The sequence below is a fragment of the Photorhabdus asymbiotica genome (assembly GCF_003634575.1).
Classification (GTDB): domain Bacteria; phylum Pseudomonadota; class Gammaproteobacteria; order Enterobacterales; family Enterobacteriaceae; genus Photorhabdus; species Photorhabdus asymbiotica.
Genome location: NZ_RBLJ01000002.1, coordinates 494,230 through 510,314 on the forward strand (window position 1 = coordinate 494,230; position 16,085 = coordinate 510,314).

General features: G+C 44.1%; 14 protein-coding genes and 1 pseudogene. 11 read left to right on the forward strand and 4 right to left on the reverse strand.

Annotated elements, in window-relative coordinates; translation table 11 throughout:
* The first annotated feature begins 100 nt into the window (after positions 1-100).
* The 10 genes from BDD30_RS09155 to BDD30_RS09200 all read left to right on the forward strand — a co-directional run bounded on the left by BDD30_RS09155 (position 101) and on the right by BDD30_RS09200 (position 12,007).
* Complete coding sequence (locus BDD30_RS09155) at positions 101-493, forward strand: DUF4150 domain-containing protein (RefSeq protein ID WP_015835865.1); 393 nt, start codon at positions 101-103, stop codon at positions 491-493.
* Positions 494-506: 13 nt separating this feature from the next.
* Positions 507-1,037: a type VI secretion system lipoprotein TssJ gene (tssJ, locus tag BDD30_RS09160; RefSeq protein WP_015835866.1), complete on the forward strand. Its 531-nt coding sequence runs from the start codon at positions 507-509 to the stop codon at positions 1,035-1,037.
* Between the two features lie 25 nt (positions 1,038-1,062).
* Positions 1,063-2,412 carry a type VI secretion system baseplate subunit TssK gene (tssK, locus tag BDD30_RS09165; RefSeq protein ID WP_015835867.1) on the forward strand — a complete coding sequence of 450 codons (1,350 nt, stop codon included), beginning with the start codon at positions 1,063-1,065 and terminating at the stop codon, positions 2,410-2,412.
* A complete protein-coding gene (gene icmH / locus BDD30_RS09170) occupies positions 2,409-3,572 on the forward strand; it encodes a type IVB secretion system protein IcmH/DotU (RefSeq protein WP_015835868.1) in 1,164 nt (387 codons plus the stop codon). The genes tssK and icmH overlap by 4 nt, the downstream gene beginning before the upstream one ends.
* A 16-nt stretch (positions 3,573-3,588) precedes the next feature.
* Complete coding sequence (gene tssM, locus BDD30_RS09175; RefSeq protein ID WP_015835869.1) at positions 3,589-7,146, forward strand: type VI secretion system membrane subunit TssM; 3,558 nt, start codon at positions 3,589-3,591, stop codon at positions 7,144-7,146.
* A 10-nt stretch (positions 7,147-7,156) separates the two neighbouring features.
* Positions 7,157-8,164 (forward strand): type VI secretion system protein TssA, encoded by a 1,008-nt coding sequence (tssA, locus tag BDD30_RS09180; protein WP_015835870.1) that lies wholly within the window; start codon positions 7,157-7,159, stop codon positions 8,162-8,164.
* 99 nt (positions 8,165-8,263) lie between these two features.
* Positions 8,264-8,821 (forward strand): type VI secretion system contractile sheath small subunit, encoded by a 558-nt coding sequence (gene tssB / locus BDD30_RS09185; protein ID WP_015835871.1) that lies wholly within the window; start codon positions 8,264-8,266, stop codon positions 8,819-8,821.
* Positions 8,808-10,316, forward strand: a complete 1,509-nt coding sequence (gene tssC / locus BDD30_RS09190; RefSeq protein WP_015835872.1) for a type VI secretion system contractile sheath large subunit — start codon at positions 8,808-8,810, stop codon at positions 10,314-10,316. The genes tssB and tssC overlap by 14 nt, the downstream gene beginning before the upstream one ends.
* A 32-nt stretch (positions 10,317-10,348) precedes the next feature.
* Positions 10,349-10,870, forward strand: a complete 522-nt coding sequence (locus BDD30_RS09195) for an Hcp family type VI secretion system effector (RefSeq protein WP_015835873.1) — start codon at positions 10,349-10,351, stop codon at positions 10,868-10,870.
* Between the two features lie 141 nt (positions 10,871-11,011).
* Positions 11,012-12,007: a type VI secretion system-associated FHA domain protein gene (locus BDD30_RS09200; RefSeq protein ID WP_015835874.1), complete on the forward strand. Its 996-nt coding sequence runs from the start codon at positions 11,012-11,014 to the stop codon at positions 12,005-12,007.
* A 584-nt stretch (positions 12,008-12,591) separates the two neighbouring features.
* On the opposite strand, the gene BDD30_RS09205 is transcribed toward BDD30_RS09200, so the two are convergent.
* Positions 12,592-13,563 carry an Rpn family recombination-promoting nuclease/putative transposase gene (locus BDD30_RS09205; protein WP_015835875.1) on the reverse strand — a complete coding sequence of 324 codons (972 nt, stop codon included), beginning with the start codon at positions 13,561-13,563 and terminating at the stop codon, positions 12,592-12,594.
* A gap of 488 nt (positions 13,564-14,051) precedes the next feature.
* Positions 14,052-14,447: an RpnC/YadD family protein gene (locus BDD30_RS09210; RefSeq protein ID WP_015835876.1), complete on the reverse strand. Its 396-nt coding sequence runs from the start codon at positions 14,445-14,447 to the stop codon at positions 14,052-14,054.
* A gap of 608 nt (positions 14,448-15,055) precedes the next feature.
* On the opposite strand from BDD30_RS09210, the pseudogene BDD30_RS09215 reads away from it, so the two are divergent.
* Positions 15,056-15,142 (forward strand): annotated as a pseudogene (locus BDD30_RS09215) (S-type pyocin domain-containing protein); the annotation flags it as partial.
* 200 nt (positions 15,143-15,342) lie between these two features.
* Here the strand turns inward: BDD30_RS09215 and BDD30_RS25020 are convergent.
* Both BDD30_RS25020 and BDD30_RS09225 read right to left on the reverse strand, forming a co-directional pair.
* Positions 15,343-15,672, reverse strand: a complete 330-nt coding sequence (locus BDD30_RS25020; protein WP_407946580.1) for a type II toxin-antitoxin system YafQ family toxin — start codon at positions 15,670-15,672, stop codon at positions 15,343-15,345.
* Positions 15,608-15,880 (reverse strand): type II toxin-antitoxin system RelB/DinJ family antitoxin, encoded by a 273-nt coding sequence (locus BDD30_RS09225; protein ID WP_015835878.1) that lies wholly within the window; start codon positions 15,878-15,880, stop codon positions 15,608-15,610. The genes BDD30_RS25020 and BDD30_RS09225 overlap by 65 nt, the downstream gene beginning before the upstream one ends.
* Positions 15,881-16,085 lie beyond the last annotated feature (205 nt).

Sequence of the window (16,085 nt, forward strand, 5' to 3'; positions counted from 1 at the left end):
CCCATCACCAGAAATAAGGTTAATACCTTATTGGTTCTATTCCCTTATTTGCTAATCTATTTAACAGAAATAGCAACACATTAATTTGGTAGGTGATGATATGTTTGCAAACTGCCAACTTTTCGGTATGGATCTGGCATTTCCAGATGTCTGTATGACACCTTTACCTGTACCCGTGCCCGTTCCATATCCCAATATGACGCTGGGCCTCATGGCGACCCCTCACACTTATAAGGTGCTGTTTATGGGCATGCCAGCGCATAATATGGCGACGGTGACTAATTCAAGTTTCGGTGATAATCCCGGTGTCAATCTCGGTGTTGTTTCCGGTACCGTCATGGGGCCTTCACGCCATTTAATCGGCTCTTTTACCACCTTAATTAAGGGATTTCCGGCTACACGCGTCACCAGTCTGAGCTTACAAAACAACACTAACATGATTGGCATGCGTTTAATTCCCAGCCAGCTTAAGGTATTACTACTGGGCTTGTGATGGAGGACTTTCTATGTTGCTTTTACCTCGTCATAAAAGTCATTGTTTCTTTGCCTTTATTCTGCTGAGCATACTTCTAAGTGTTAGTTGTTCTGCAAATAAAGCGGAAGAAAATATTCCATACACAATTAAATTCCAGACACATGGAGATATTAACAACCACGCTCCATTAAAATTAAATATATTATTGTTAAGTGATCCAGATAAATTTAATCAGGCTGATATCGGGTCTTTACAAAAAGATACCCATTCAACGCTGAATGATACTGTACTTTGTCAAAAATCCATCTTCTTACTGCCGAAAAAAGAACAACAAAATGATATCAGTATTACCATTAATACACCGTCAACGGAGAAATATATTGCGATTTGGGCCGAGTATCAGAATATTAGTGACAAACAATGGCGGATCGCTATTCCTCTATCATCGTTTCTAACCACACCTTCTTTATCGGTTTTGAATCCTTTTTCATCTTCTGAGCTTTATCAGTTGATTACCGTTACTTCTCACGGATTACAGATAGCATCTGCGTCCGATCAATGAATCACACATGCTCAGGAGATCACCCATGAAAAATGCACACAAAGTTCTCTGGATGGAAGGCATGTTTTTACGACCTCACCATTTTCAACAAGCAGATGAGTATGTAGATGCACGCTTACGTCAATGGGGAGCTTTGCAACGAGCCTACAATTGGGGGTTTTCATCATTAAAAATTGATGAGAGCCAGCTTACTCTGGGAAAAATCTCACTGCTGGCGGCCAGCGGTATTATGCCTGATGGCACCAGTTTTGAATTTACTGAAACCAATGAGGCCCCACCAGCATTAGCAATCAGCACTTCACTACGTTCACAAATTATCACCTTAGCTATACCGGCATATCTGGCCGGACGTGAATCCGTCAGTTTCGATGATGCACCCGATTCTTTGGCGCGTTATCAAGCATTTGAAAAAGAGGTCAATGACATCAATTCGCTGGCACTCAGTAGTACGACCTTACATTGCGGGAGATTACGCCTGCGTCTGCTACCAGAAAATGAGTTGAATAGTGAATGGATTGCCATGGGAGTACTGCGGGTTTTAGAAAAAAATCAGGATGGTATTGTCATTCTTGATACAGGATATATTCCACCGTTGCTTAACTGTTGGACAAGCCCGTTATTACAGAACATAACTCATGATCTGTACGGTCTATTATTACAACGCAGTCGACAGCTTAGCCGTCATCTGCAATGTAATGGTTCTTGCACCAGTGATTTATTACGACTGGCGCTATTAAACCGTTTTAGCGCTCAGCTGCAACACATCATGCATCTGCCTCAACAGGCACCCGAAATGCTTTTCCTTAGCTGGATCAGCTATGCACTGGAAATGAGTTCTTTTCAAGCGCCTTATACATTGGAGGGAGAATTACCCCGCTACAACCATCTGGATATCGGTGGTTGCTTCACCCGCCTCTGTACTTTACTGCAACGCAGTTTGTCGATTGTGCTGGAAGAGCATGTTGTATCACTGCCCCTGACCAAACGCCTACCAGGACTGAGCGTCGCAACACTGCCAGAACAGATGAATCTGGATGATTACCACTTCGTCTTAGTCGTGAAGTCTGAAATGGAGCATGACTCTTTTATGACTCACTTTCCGGCCCAAATCAAAATCGCGCCAGCTGATCGCATACGCGATCTGGTGCGCCTGCAATTGCCAGGTATTGCCCTGCGCCACTTGGTACAGATCCCCAGACAACTTCCCTATCAGAATGGGCACTGCTATTTCAAATTGGAATTAAACAGTAAAACTGAACAGTCGCTGGGAAAATCCGGGGTGTTTGCCTTCTATATTGCGGGTGAGTTTCCTGGTCTGAAAATGGCATTTTGGGCGCTTAAACGTCTGTCTGATGAGGAGGAAATGAACCTATGAATCATAACTACCGTAACCCATTGGTACAGGCAGCTTATCCACTATTAAATGCGATGCCACATATTCGCCACACCGCAAAACTAGAAGATTCCAGTCAGTTACGCCAACAACTGATTGGAGAAATGTATCGCTTTGAGAAACAGTGCCAGCAACAGGGATTCAGCTACGAAACGATTCTCGGCGCCCGTTATTGTCTGTGCACTTGTTTAGATGAAGCAGTCGCATTGACCTCTTGGGGAAGCGATAGCATATGGTCAGGTAATGGCCTGTTGGTGACATTCCATAAAGAGAGCAGTGGTGGTGAAAAGTTTTTCAAGCTACTGGATATGTTGCTGGAACAACCAGCCAAACATATCGATTTACTCGAACTGTTCTACTTTTGTCTGTTACTGGGATTTGGTGGACGTTATCGCTTGATTGATAACGGCCTGGCTCAATTAGAAACCCTCACCCAGCGCCTGGCAATACGTCTGCGTCAAGTGCGAGGGGAATATTCCGTGGCATTAAGCACTCTTCCGCCTCTCCCTGTCAACACACATCAGACATCACGGTTAACCCATTTTTTGGTGTTTTGCTCGCTGTCTGGAGTACTGCTGACTGGTTCACTCTACATCGGATTAAACACCCGGCTTGATCAACAAACAGAACCCGTGTTGACATCCATATACGACCTGCCACTACCAGAAGCGGCATTACCGACTGAAAGTTTCTCTATTGCTCATTTGCGGCAGGTTCTGCAACCGATGATTGAACAACAGGATATCACCGTCAGCCAGAACGCAGATAATGTCAGCGTAACCCTACAGGGAGGCGGCTTATTTGCTTCTGCATCAGCGACACTTAATCCACTCTATCAGACACCTCTCCAGGAGCTGGCTAAACAACTGAACCTGACGACTGGTAAGGTTATCGTTCGTGGGCATAGTGATAATCTGCCGATTCATACACATACCTACTCCTCTAACTATGCGCTGTCATTGGCGCGAGCAGAAACGGTAGCACAACAGTTACGCACTAACTTGCTCCAACCACAACGGCTACAGGTTGAAAGTGCTGGCGCAGAAGCTCCTTTAGTCCCCAACACCACCGCCAAAAATCGGGCTTTGAACCGCCGGATTGAAATTATTTTCAACACCCAGTCGGATAATTCAGGCCAATAGGCAGGAGAGAAAGAAAATGTTAAGAGCATTTATCGCCATCATCACTAATCGCCTGTTTTGGGGGGCGCTGATCGTTGCCGCATTGTGTCTGCTTATTTGGATCATCGGGCCATTTATCGCCATCGGTGATCACCATCCACTAGCAACCGAAGTCCAACGCCAAATAGCTATCACCGCCCTGATTTCGCTGTGGTTATTGCTACGGCTGTTGCCTTTTCTCTATCAGGTATGGGTAAATGCTCGTTTGCGCCGCCGTTTACACCATGTCAGCAATGTCACGCCAACAACCCGAAACGCCTCTCAATCCCTCGCTGACAATTTTAAACAAGCGGCGTCCCTGATCAAACGAGGGTTACGTCTGAATGGCGAACAACTCACCACACGTCTGGGCAAATTCTATCTCTATCGCCTGCCCTGGTATCTGGTTTTGGGTACCAAAGGATGTGGTAAAGATAAATCTCTACTGAATTCAGGGTTAGACTTCTACCACACAACCTATCCAAGCCAGTTCGCTTTTCCTGAAACCAATGCCGAATCGCACTGTTCATGGTATTTCACCCTGCAAGGCGTCATTCTTAGCCCTGCCGGAGAGTACCTTAAGGAAGGCAACCCTTTGTGGCAGGCCTTATTAAAACTGCTAAAACGTTATCGTCCACGTCAGCCAATCAACGCCGTTATTCTGACAATCAGCGTACAAGATCTGCTGCAACAAGATAATGACGCGCAATATCATCAGGCGTTATTACTGCGTAAGAGACTGATGGATTTACGTTTACAACTGAAAATTGACTTTCCGGTCTACGTGATGATCACCAAAGCTGACTTGCTCCCGGGGTTCAGTAGCTACTTCAACGGTTTTTATGGCGAAGAATTGGATCAGGTCTGGGGTTTCACCTTTCCCTGGGAACAAGCATTGCATTCCCATAACGATTTACAACAGATGCTGGATGAGCAATATGACCGTTTGCAGCAACGTCTGGACGCTGCACTGGCGGATACCTTAATAACCCAACAGGATATCACTCAACGGGAACAAAGCTTTGCCTTCCCACAGGCATTTGCCACCCTACGCCCAGTCTTGATGCGTTATCTGAGTATTATTTTTGCCACTTCTGGCTTTGATCGCCCATGGTTACCACATGGTCTCTATTTCACCAGCGCTAACCAAAAGCATGGGGAATTTCAGCACAGTAATGGAACTACGCAAGATAATCTGTTCGATTACAGTTATGCGCTTTCCTCTGTTACCAATAGCGATGGCGAAACAACTCACCGGACTGCCCGCAGTTACTTTCTGAGACAATTATTCCAAAAAATCATTTTGGCTGAGAGTGGGCTGGCAGGGATCAACCGCATGTACGAATTGCGCCGACGCTTCATGCTACTGACCGGATGTGGACTATTACTCAGTCTAATGGCTGGGATCTGCTTACTACTACTGACAAGTTACCACAATAACAAGAGTTATCTGGCACAAATTACAGCCCGACTTCCTCTACTAGAACAACAGGGCCGGGCGCTGAACAAACCATCAGCTCGCGATCTACCACACTTGATCCAGTATTTGACACAGCTACAGTCACTGACAACTAATCAGCAAATTAATCCAGACAGTCCGCCACTTGTTTACGGTATGGGATTATATCAAGGCCCGCAACTGAACAGTGCCAGCTATCCCGTTTATCAGCATGCGTTAAAGAATTTATTGCTGCCTCTGGTGACACAGCAAGTCGAGAGTATTCTGCGTCAGCAAGCTGATAGCAATAACAGTGAATCAACTTACGAAGCACTGAAAGCCTACCAAATGCTATTTCAGACACAACATTACGATGGCAAATTCCTTACCGCTTGGCTGATGTTGAATCTGTCTCATATTCCCAGTGGTGAAAAGTTGAATGAGGCACAACGTCAAGCACTTCAGGAACATCTTTATCAGCTACTGAATCACAGTCAACCTTCCTGGTCTCAACACAAGGACCAACAGCTGATACAGGAAGCGATAAAAAATATCATGCGTTCTACGTTTTCCCAGCGGGTTTATACCAGCATAAAAAAAAGGCTGATCAATAGCGGACGTTTCAAATCCGTCAATCTGCTTGATTTGGCGGGTTCTCAGGCTGAGTTGGTATTAAAACGTAAAAGCGACCTGCCAGATACTGCGGCGATCCCCGGCTTTTTTACACCAGACGGATATTGGCACGGTCTGGTTGCACAGGTCGATGATACGGTAAAGACACTTCATGATACTGATCGCTGGGTACTCAATATTCCGCCACAGGTACAGGAAGGGTGCGACGCTGCCTGCCGAGTACGCCAGCTTTATATGGATGACTTTATGTTGGAGTGGGATACATTTCTCAATGATATCGCTCTAATCCCGACAAGTAGCCTCAACCAGCGTATTAATAATGTGCGTATTCTCTCTGGCGCCCACTCGCCCCTGCGTAATCTGCTAATTGGCATCAGCCACATTGTTGCATTATCTCCACCCGAAGATCATGGCAAACTCACGCAGCTGGGCCAGCAACTGAACGATGAAGCCTCTCGAAAATTACAAAATCTGTTTCCGGCGGTCAGAACTACCCCAGCGCCACCTTCACCAGAACAGATTGTTAGAAGTCACTATCGTGATCTGCTCGATCTGGCACGTCCACAGGGAAATAACAGTGACGCGATCGCCTTTGATGATCTGTTCAAGAAACTGGGGGACTTGTATCGCTACCTTACCGCCTTACAGGAAAATGGTGAAGCGACAGCCTCCTCTTCGGGTACCATACTGACACAATTACAGGCTGATGCCGGCCGCCTGCCTGCTCCGTTCCGCAGCATTATCATGGACATGACGCAGGGGGCCAAAGGCGACACGCAACAACAGGCAGTTTCGCGCATACACCAATTGGCCAATGCTCAGTTAAGTGACTTCTGCCGTGAGGCCATTGCCGGACGTTATCCGCTTTCCCGCCACAGCAAACGTGATATGACTCCCGACGATATGGCACATATGTTTGCGCCGAATCAGGGGTTAATGGATCGCTTTTTTAATCAATATCTGGTGGATAAGGTCAACACCCAAGGCAACGAATGGCGCTTTTTCCCCTGGGCACTAGGCAGTACCAAGCCAGAAGATCAGTCACTGCTAAAAACATTCCGGCAAGCGCAGTTTGTCCGTGATGCATTTTTTGGTACCGCCTCTTCACAACCCTCTTTCTCCCTTACCTTGCAACCTCTGCGCATGGATAACGACATCCTTACCCTGTCGCTGACACTCAACGATCAAAATGCCAGTTACAGCCACGGTCCGCTGACATCCTGGTACTTCACCTGGCCCGGTAGCAACAATGCCGGTAAAGCCAAACTGACCATGCTGTTGGCTAATGGCAAAACCAAATCACTGGAAACTTCAGGGCCTTGGGCATTAAACAGGCTGATTGATGCAGGAAAATGGTTTCAGGAGGACAGCATGCATTATCGAATCACTTTCAATCTGGCAGGGCACCAAGCCACGCTGATACTCACCCCCGATAGCATACACAACCCGTTTGTTCTGCCGGAATTTACTTGTATCAAACCATAAGGAGAACCTGATGAATATTGCATCTTTGCTTAACCCGATCAGCCAGGAACATCCCTGTGGAGAAGACCTGGAATACAGCGCCGAATTCATGCAACTGATTCAATTGGCAGCAGGAAAAGCTGAACAGCAATTCGGTGATTTTATCATGCCAGCTCAGGAACCCGATTGGCGTCAGATAGAGAAAAGTGCCTTGGTTCTGCTGGCTCGTAGTAAGGATCTGCGCATTATCATCTTGCTAATGCAAGCCTGGTGCAGTCAATACGGTTTGACTGGATATGAACAGGGGCTGCTGTTATTGGAACAGACGATCAGTCGTTATTGGGAAACATTGTGGCCTGCCGCAGAGCTCGATGGGGAGCCAGACTTGCTGATGCGTATTAACGCATTACAAGGACTGAGTGATGGTTTCGCGCTGGCTAAACAAGTACGCCTTTGCGAATTTGCCCAGCTGAACGGACTCATCCTTACAGTAGCGGATGTAATGAAATGTCTAGATGGCAGTAGTGCGGAAGATCACCCATTTCCTGGTGGGATCGATCTTCTGATCGCCGAATTACGAAAAAGTGCAGCACCGGTCATCAAACAGATCCCACAAATAGCGGCCACTCTTCAATGCTTATTTAGCACATTGCGCCATCATCTTGGCGACAGCGGGCTACCCGATATGCGCCGTCAGATGGCAACACTTAATCATCTGACACAACTTCTCGTCCCTGAAACCAGCGCGGTTAAGACGGTGGAAAATACAGCATATCCCCCGCCAGAGAATACACCTCCACAACAAAAAATATCCCATGGTTGGCAGACATCTGACATTCAAAACCGCGAACAGGCCCAACAGGCACTAGAAGCGGTACGACAGTACTTTCTGCTACATGAATCCAGCCATCCGGCACCACTGATGATTGAACGGATACAACGCCTAATGAGTCAGGATTTTATGAGCATTATGCGCAACCTTGCGCCGGAAGCTGTCGATCAACTTGAGCACTTTTTTGGCCGTGAAAAGCACACATAACGAGGTCAGAAACGCAACAGAATATCAGGCAATATGCCAGAAGGGCTGTTGTGCTTCGTTAATTACCCATAACCACTGATTTTTCCGATGGAGAATATTATGTCAGGATCAAATAGCGGGCAAAAATTCATCGCTCGTAACCGTGCTCCACGAGTACAAATTGAATATGACGTCGAACTATACGGTAGTGAACGTAAAGTTCAGCTGCCTTTTGTCATGGGCGTCATGTCGGATTTAGCCGGAAAATCTGCTGATCAACTTCCTCCGCTAGGTCAGCGCAAGTTTCTCGATATTGATGTTGATAACTTCGATGACCGTATGAAATCACTATGCCCAAGCGTGGCTTTTCCGGTGGACAACACCCTGAGCGGTGAAGGCAAAATTCAGGTCGCACTCACTTTCAACACCATGGATGACTTTCTACCTGATTCGATAGCACGTCAGGTAGAACCGCTTAATCAACTCCTGGAAGCCCGTACTCAGTTAGCTAATCTGCTGTCCTATATGGACGGCAAAAGTGGTGCCGAAGAGTTGATCGCGTCCATCCTGCAAAATCCTGAATTACTGAAATCATTAAGTACTGCACCGTTGAATAATACCGAGTCCACCGACTCGGTAGCAAAACAAGATCAAGGAGGCACTCATGAGCCAGTCTGAAATCCATGCTGCCAGTGAAAACCAAACTCAGACCGACAGTTACAGCCAGGGAGAGCTCAGTGCACTACTCAAAAAAGAGTTTCGCCCGAAAACAGATCAAGCACGCCTTGCGGTGGAAAATGCGGTTAAAACTCTGGCACATCAGGCTCTGGAAAATAGCCTGACATTATCGAGCGACACTTTCAGCACCATTCAAGCGCTGATTGCCGCTATTGACAACAAACTCTCTCAACAGATCAACGAAATTCTCCATCATCCTGATTTTCAGGCTCTGGAGGGGGCATGGCGTGGGCTGCTCTATCTGGTGAACAACACAGAAACCAGCGAAATGCTAAAAATACGTGTTATGAGCGTCGAGAAGAAAGAGTTAGGACGCACACTGAAACGCTATAAAGGAACAGCCTGGGATCAAAGTCCTGTTTTCAAACGGATTTATGAAGAAGAATACGGCCAATTTGGCGGAGAACCTCTTGGTTGTCTGGTCGGTGATTACTATTTCGACCACAATCCGCAGGACGTTGAGTTGCTGGGAGAAATGGCCCGTATCGCTGCCGCTGCCCATTGTCCTTTTATCAGCAGCGCTTCGCCCGGAGTGATGCAAATGGAAACCTGGCAAGAGCTAGCAAACCCGCGCGATCTAAGCAAGATCTTTCTCAACACCGAATACGCATCTTGGCGTAGTTTGCGTGAATCAGAAGATGCCCGTTATATCGGCTTAGTCATGCCACGTTTTCTGGCTCGTTTACCTTACGGAATCAGTACCAATCCAGTTGAAGGATTCGATTTCGAAGAAAAAACCGCTGGGGCCACTCATAGTAACTACGTATGGAGCAACGCAGCCTATGCCATGGCGGTCAATATCAATCGCTCATTTAAAGAATATGGCTGGTGTGCATCCATCCGAGGCGTCGAGTCAGGCGGAGCGGTAGATAAACTGATATGTCACACTTTCCCGACAGATGATGGCGGTTTAGATATCAAATGCCCGACCGAAATCGCAATCAGTGATCGCCGCGAGGCCGAGTTAGCCAAAAACGGTTTTATCCCGTTGGTTTATCGTAAAAACTCTGATTTTGCCGCGTTTATCGGCGCTCAATCACTGCAAAAACCGGCGGAATATATGGATGCGGATGCCACAGCAAACGCTAATCTGGCCGCCCGTTTACCTTATCTATTTGCCTGCTGCCGCTTCGCGCATTATCTGAAATGCATAGTGCGTGACAAAGTGGGATCGTTTCAAAACCGCAATGACATTGAACGCTGGTTGAATAAATGGATTCTCAACTATGTTGACGGCGATCCCGCTAACTCCTCACAACAGACCAAAGCGCGTAAACCGCTGGCAGCGGCGGAAGTACAAGTTAGCGAACAGGAAGATAACCCCGGCTACTATCAAGCCAAATTCTTCCTGCGTCCCCATTATCAACTGGAGGGATTAACTGTTTCCCTACGGTTGGTATCAAAACTGCCTTCTCTAAAACAGAGTGGCGGTTAATCCTGAAAATCACTGAATGAAGGAATACGATGATGAACAACAGTATCTATCTGGATATCAAAGATGTCTCCGGTGAATGTAAAGACAGCAATCATCCCAATGGTATTGATGTCCATACCTTTAAATGGGAGCTGTCACAACCAGTAGAAACCGGTAGCGGTGGCGGTGGCGGAAGTGGGCGCGCCAAAATTCACTCTCTGGTGGTCTACGCCCGTATGGATAAGGCAATGCCAACGTTAATGCAGAAATTAGCGCTAGGAACTCATCTTCCTGAAGTGAAGTTAACCATGCGCAAGGCTGGAAGTGAGCAACAAGAGTTCACCACTATTACACTTGAAAGTGCGTTACTTGACAGCATTGAGCTGGTTGATTTTAACCGTGACATTCCGCATCTGACAGAAGGTTCAACTGACATTAAGCCCGGTACAATTGGCGTGAAATACAGCTTCTCTCCGAATAAAGCCAAAGTAATTTATAAGGAACAGGATAACGAAGGAAAAAGCGGTGCTGAAGTGGAATTTAAATGGAACACACAAACGAACCGCCCTGAATAGTGAAAACACTCACTGACAACTAAGTCAGTAAAAAAATAACCTTCCTCCCGGAATACGCTATATTCGTTTCCATCAGGATACTGCACACTTTTTTTCGTGGAGGAAGGTTAAATAATTTTCAAGATAATGAGCGAAGTTATTATGCAAATAACCATCATCAATACTCCAGCAGGTGACATGACAGCAAATAGCAGTCATATTTTTTATCCTCCCGGTGGCACTATCGGTACCAGCGAAGATAATCATTTTGTGTTGCCAGATCCGAGTAATTGTATTTCGGCATTACAAGCCAGTGTACATATTTCTACCCAAGGTGCCTGCACTATTACTAATATTGGAACTGCTTTCATGATGATTAATAATATCCCATTAGCGCGTGGAGAAACCACATCTCTACAAGAAAATAGCAAACTCCAGATTGGAAATTATTCCCTGACGGTGAATAAAACGGAAACAACAAAATACCGTTCTGCCGAACAGGAAATACCAGAAACTGATATTTCCGCAGCACTATGGGATGAATTAAATGCAACATTGCCCACAGAAAAAAATCCTACAGAGGACGAGCAGCTGTCATTAGCAAATTTTATGCTACCGAAACAAGGAACAGAGCCTGTGCTATCCCTTGACCAACTTGCTACCCGCCCCACTGATCCAATGCAACTCTTTACGGCCCAACGTCACAGTGCTAGCGGTCATACTCTGTTTCAACAAAATACCCGCCAATCTGTTACACCATTGCAACTATGGGAAGAGCAGGTAAAACAGCTCGATCCGCTATGCATGTTCAAAAAAGAACCGACAACCGCCACTGCCAACGACATGACCGCCCCACAAACATATCAAATGTCAGACAGACACGAACAGGCAATGAAAGAAGCACTTTTCTATTGCCTTAACTCCATCATGAATCGTTTTGACCCATCCTACGACGAAAACAGTGTCCCCGCAGCGCACTTCTGGCACATGAATGGCACACAGCACCGTAAGGCAAAATTGTGGGATAATTTCACTGAGCGTTACCAACAAACTACCGAAGAGATACGTCAGCAATCATCGACATTATTCAATGCCTTTTTCCTCAGTATTTATCAACAAAAATTAAACACGATTTTCGACAACAATAATGGCGAATAACACAGACAGAAAACTACTGGAATGACCTGATATTCTCCGCAATTAGATATTAAAAAAATTAACTTTTTGAAGTTAAAAAGATATTAAATAATAAAATTACTAGTAGTAATTTATTTAAATCGAAACTGATGATAAGGATATATACCCAATAGATTTCGAGTTGCAGCGAGGCGGCAAGTGAACGCATCCCCAGGAGCATAGATGACTATGTGACTGGGGTAAATGAAAGCAGCCAACAAAGCGGAAGCTTGAAAGATGAAGGATATAAACCAGATTAGTCATAAGGTGCTGACCTTATTAGTTAGCACTTTTCCTGATAACGGCCAAAATTAAAGATAAACTCAATCATAATCTTGAAAAACCTATCTCATATCTACAGACCAATATACATAATTTCCCCAAAAATCAATTTGGTGCGTAAAATCAATATTGCCATCAACCTCAAATTTATGGGTGTCAAAATGACAGATTTTTGATGCGGTAAACTGCTATAGGATTGCGATATCATTCTAAACAGGTTGATTTAAGGCTATGAGGTAACCTCCAGTTCCCTACCGCAAGAAAGGGCTGGGAACCGCACACAATTATTGCAACGAGATCAGTTCATCACGACTTAAACCGGTACTTTCCATGATCAAATCCAAGCTTACCCTATTTTTTAACAGGGTACGGGCCGTTTCTAATTGGCGCTGATGAGAACGTAATTTCTCTTGTTCGATCCCTCGTTCGATCCCTTGTTCAATCCCTTGTTCAATCCCTTCTTGACGGCCTCTTTCCCAACCCAATTTTTCTCCTTTCTCTTGTAAGCGTTGTGCAATATTCACAATTGCCTCCTGATGTTTTTCAGTCTGCTCACTCAATTGCTGGACGATTTGCTCAAAATAAGGGGAATCCAGCGCCAAGAACAGATAATTAAGGATAGTAATAATGTCATTATCGCTATTGTAATGGTTATTCAGTGCTTGAGCCAATAGCGGAATGACTTGTGTAAACTCATCCCGTAGGTGCTTGTGCTTCATCGCCAGCTCCATCACGGCCACTTTTCGATGATTCACCAGTTCATTATCATCGATAACCGTTACATCTACCAGAGGAAAAGGGCCGGTGTACAACACATTAGCAATATCCGGCAGTGAAAAACAATCGGTCCACAATTGCGAATACGGGTAAGGGGAACGGCCACCGTGATAAAACAGCACTGGCACCACTAACGGCAATGTTTTGTTCCCTTGTTGCAAATGCTGATTCATCGCCAAAAACGCATAATGCATTAATCTCCAGGCCATCAGTTTATCCGGCGTAGATTGATGCTCAACCAAAAGATAGATATAGCCTTCTCCCTCGGTGGTTTGCACGGAATACAACACATCCGATAACCGTGATCGCAGTTTCTTATTAATGAATGAAGAGTTAGTTAGACTTAGCGTACTAAAATCACACAACGACTTAATATGCTCCGGTAAGTGAATAGTGAAAAAATCCCTCGCGCTCTCGATTTGAGTCATGAAACCCTTAAACGCGGCATCATGAGCAGTTGGTGTGTGCTTCTTCTTCATTAAGTGCCTAACCTGGGGTCAATTCACAATATGGCTTATCATAACGGAGAATGCCATATTTGTCCGTTATACCTTTATATTTATTCTATTCTTGAACGAAACAGGATTTTTTGAATTTCATTCATTGAGATTCTTATTCGATGACGTAAAAATTCTCAGAAATTTCATCAAATTCGTGATCCATTTCTAATAATCACGACAAAATCATTGGCTGGTACTTAACGGTTCATCGCTATCATTAAATTAGAGTCATCACCCGTTTTCCATTATTAAAAAATCAATCATAACAATATTGCCCGATCTTAGACATGATAGGTAATTTTTATTTAAATCGGTAACAACGGACGGTATTTATGGGTGTCAAAATAACAGATTTTTGATGCGGTAAACTGCTATAGGATTGCGATATCATTCTAAACAGGTTGATTTAAGGCAATGAGGTAACCGCCAGTTCCCTACCACAAGAAAGGGCAGGGAACCGCACACAATTATTGCAACGAGATCAGTTCATCACGACTTAAACCGGTACTTTCCATGATCAAATCCAGGCTTACCCTATTTTTTAACAGGGTACGGGCCGTTTCTAATTGGCGCTGATGAGAACGTAATTTCTCTTGTTCGATCCCTTGTTCAATCCCTTCTTGACGGCCTCTTTCCCAACCCAATTTTTCTCCTTTCTCTTGTAAGCGTTGTGCAATATTCACAATTGCCTCCTGATGTTTTTCAGTCTGCTCACTCAATTGCTGGACGATTTGCTCAAAATAAGGGGAATCCAGCGCCAAGAACAGATAATTAAGGATAGTAATAATGTCATTATCGCTATTGTAATGGTTATTCAGTGCTTGAGCCAATAGCGGAATGACTTGTGTAAACTCATCTCTCACTGATAATTTTATAATAGGTCAGTTTTAAACTGTTTTAAAAGTCATGGTGTTAATCGGGATAAAGTTTTAACCACTGTTTTTACCACTATTTAACACCTGCTTTTTATCAAGTTTAATCATCATGGCATATCGTGGTTTTACGTTTAATGAACCGTTTTACTGACGTTGTTTTACCGGAAATATTGAGTAGTTTTAATAAGGTATTCTCTTTATGTTTTTACGGATAATATTCGTTTTTACACTGATTGCTTTTTAACTCTTTATTAATGGTTAATGGGCTTCGATTAAATACAGTTAACGATATTTTTGAAAAAGGAAAAAGCTTTAAAAGTTGCATTGATTGCAATTGAGTATTACTGCTATATTTCCCTTTTTCAACAGAAGAATCTCAATAGTTTTGTGGGCTGTTCGCATTCATTATTCATCCGAAAGGAATGGCTTGTAACAATAACTTCATGTTGTACCTTGTTCACCTCCCTTATATTGGCCTGGCCGGCTCAAATGTTAATAATATGTTCTTTTTTTGTTATAAACCATAAGTTATCACATACATTGGCGGCGATAAAATCAGCCATGTTCGGACTGTTCTTATATACCTTAAGTTAAATATGCCGATCCCGGATAAAGTGGGCAGCGATATTGAATCGCTACCAATGCCGGAAGAAAAGGATTTCCGCGATTATATTCTGATACTTTTCATCTTTATGCGACAGTTATCACCGAGTGATGCTAACCCGAATGTGTCCTGCATCCAGCATTGAAGTTCAAAAAAATGCCCATTTTTTGGTTGGGCATTTGTGTAGAAGAAACAGATATTAACATGATTTATCAATATCATAGGCTGTAGTACATTATTCTGAACAGAAGTCATTCCAAGATTTTACCAGCTTATAAATCAACCAAATAATTCAGAATGAGACCCACATCGGATTAAGATTAGTTCCTGTTTTTCCCAATCAACATCCCATATCAACAAAAAATCTGGTTGTATATGGCATTCCATACACGGTTTCCAATTTCCTTTTAATTGATGCGGCTTAAAAGTCTCCGGTACAGTACCCGTAACAATTAGCCCGTTAATGAGTGTTTTAAGTAGTTCCGTGTTCCTCTTTCTATCCAGAATCGCTTTTTTTAAATCCTTTTTAAATTGCGCTTTCTGTCTAATCTTCAGCATCACCACCACACACACTAGAAAATAATTCATCTGCTGAAGTGAATACCTCATCAGTTACCGGTGCAGCAATAGTTTTTAGGGTTGTCCTGTTAGGTACCTTTAATTCGATAGGAAATTCCTGCCTTAATGAAACCTGATTTAAAAATATCCTAATAGCATCAGATAGACTTATTCCCAACGCGGATAACACATTTTCCGCATCTTCTTTCAACTTGGGTTCAACTCTTGCTCTGACAATTTCAGCTTTTATAGTTGCCATTTTAGCCTTAGCTCCTTGTTATCAGTTCACATCACAATGTAGCACACACGAGCTACGAAAACAGCTTTTAATCTTCTTTTTTTAGTGATGATCTCACTGAACGGGTTGGATCTGACTATTGTTACCATCCCAGAAATGTACTGGTAACAATAGTCAAAAAAACAAAGTCTTTAAGCCCGACATTAAAACCGGGCTCTAACACACT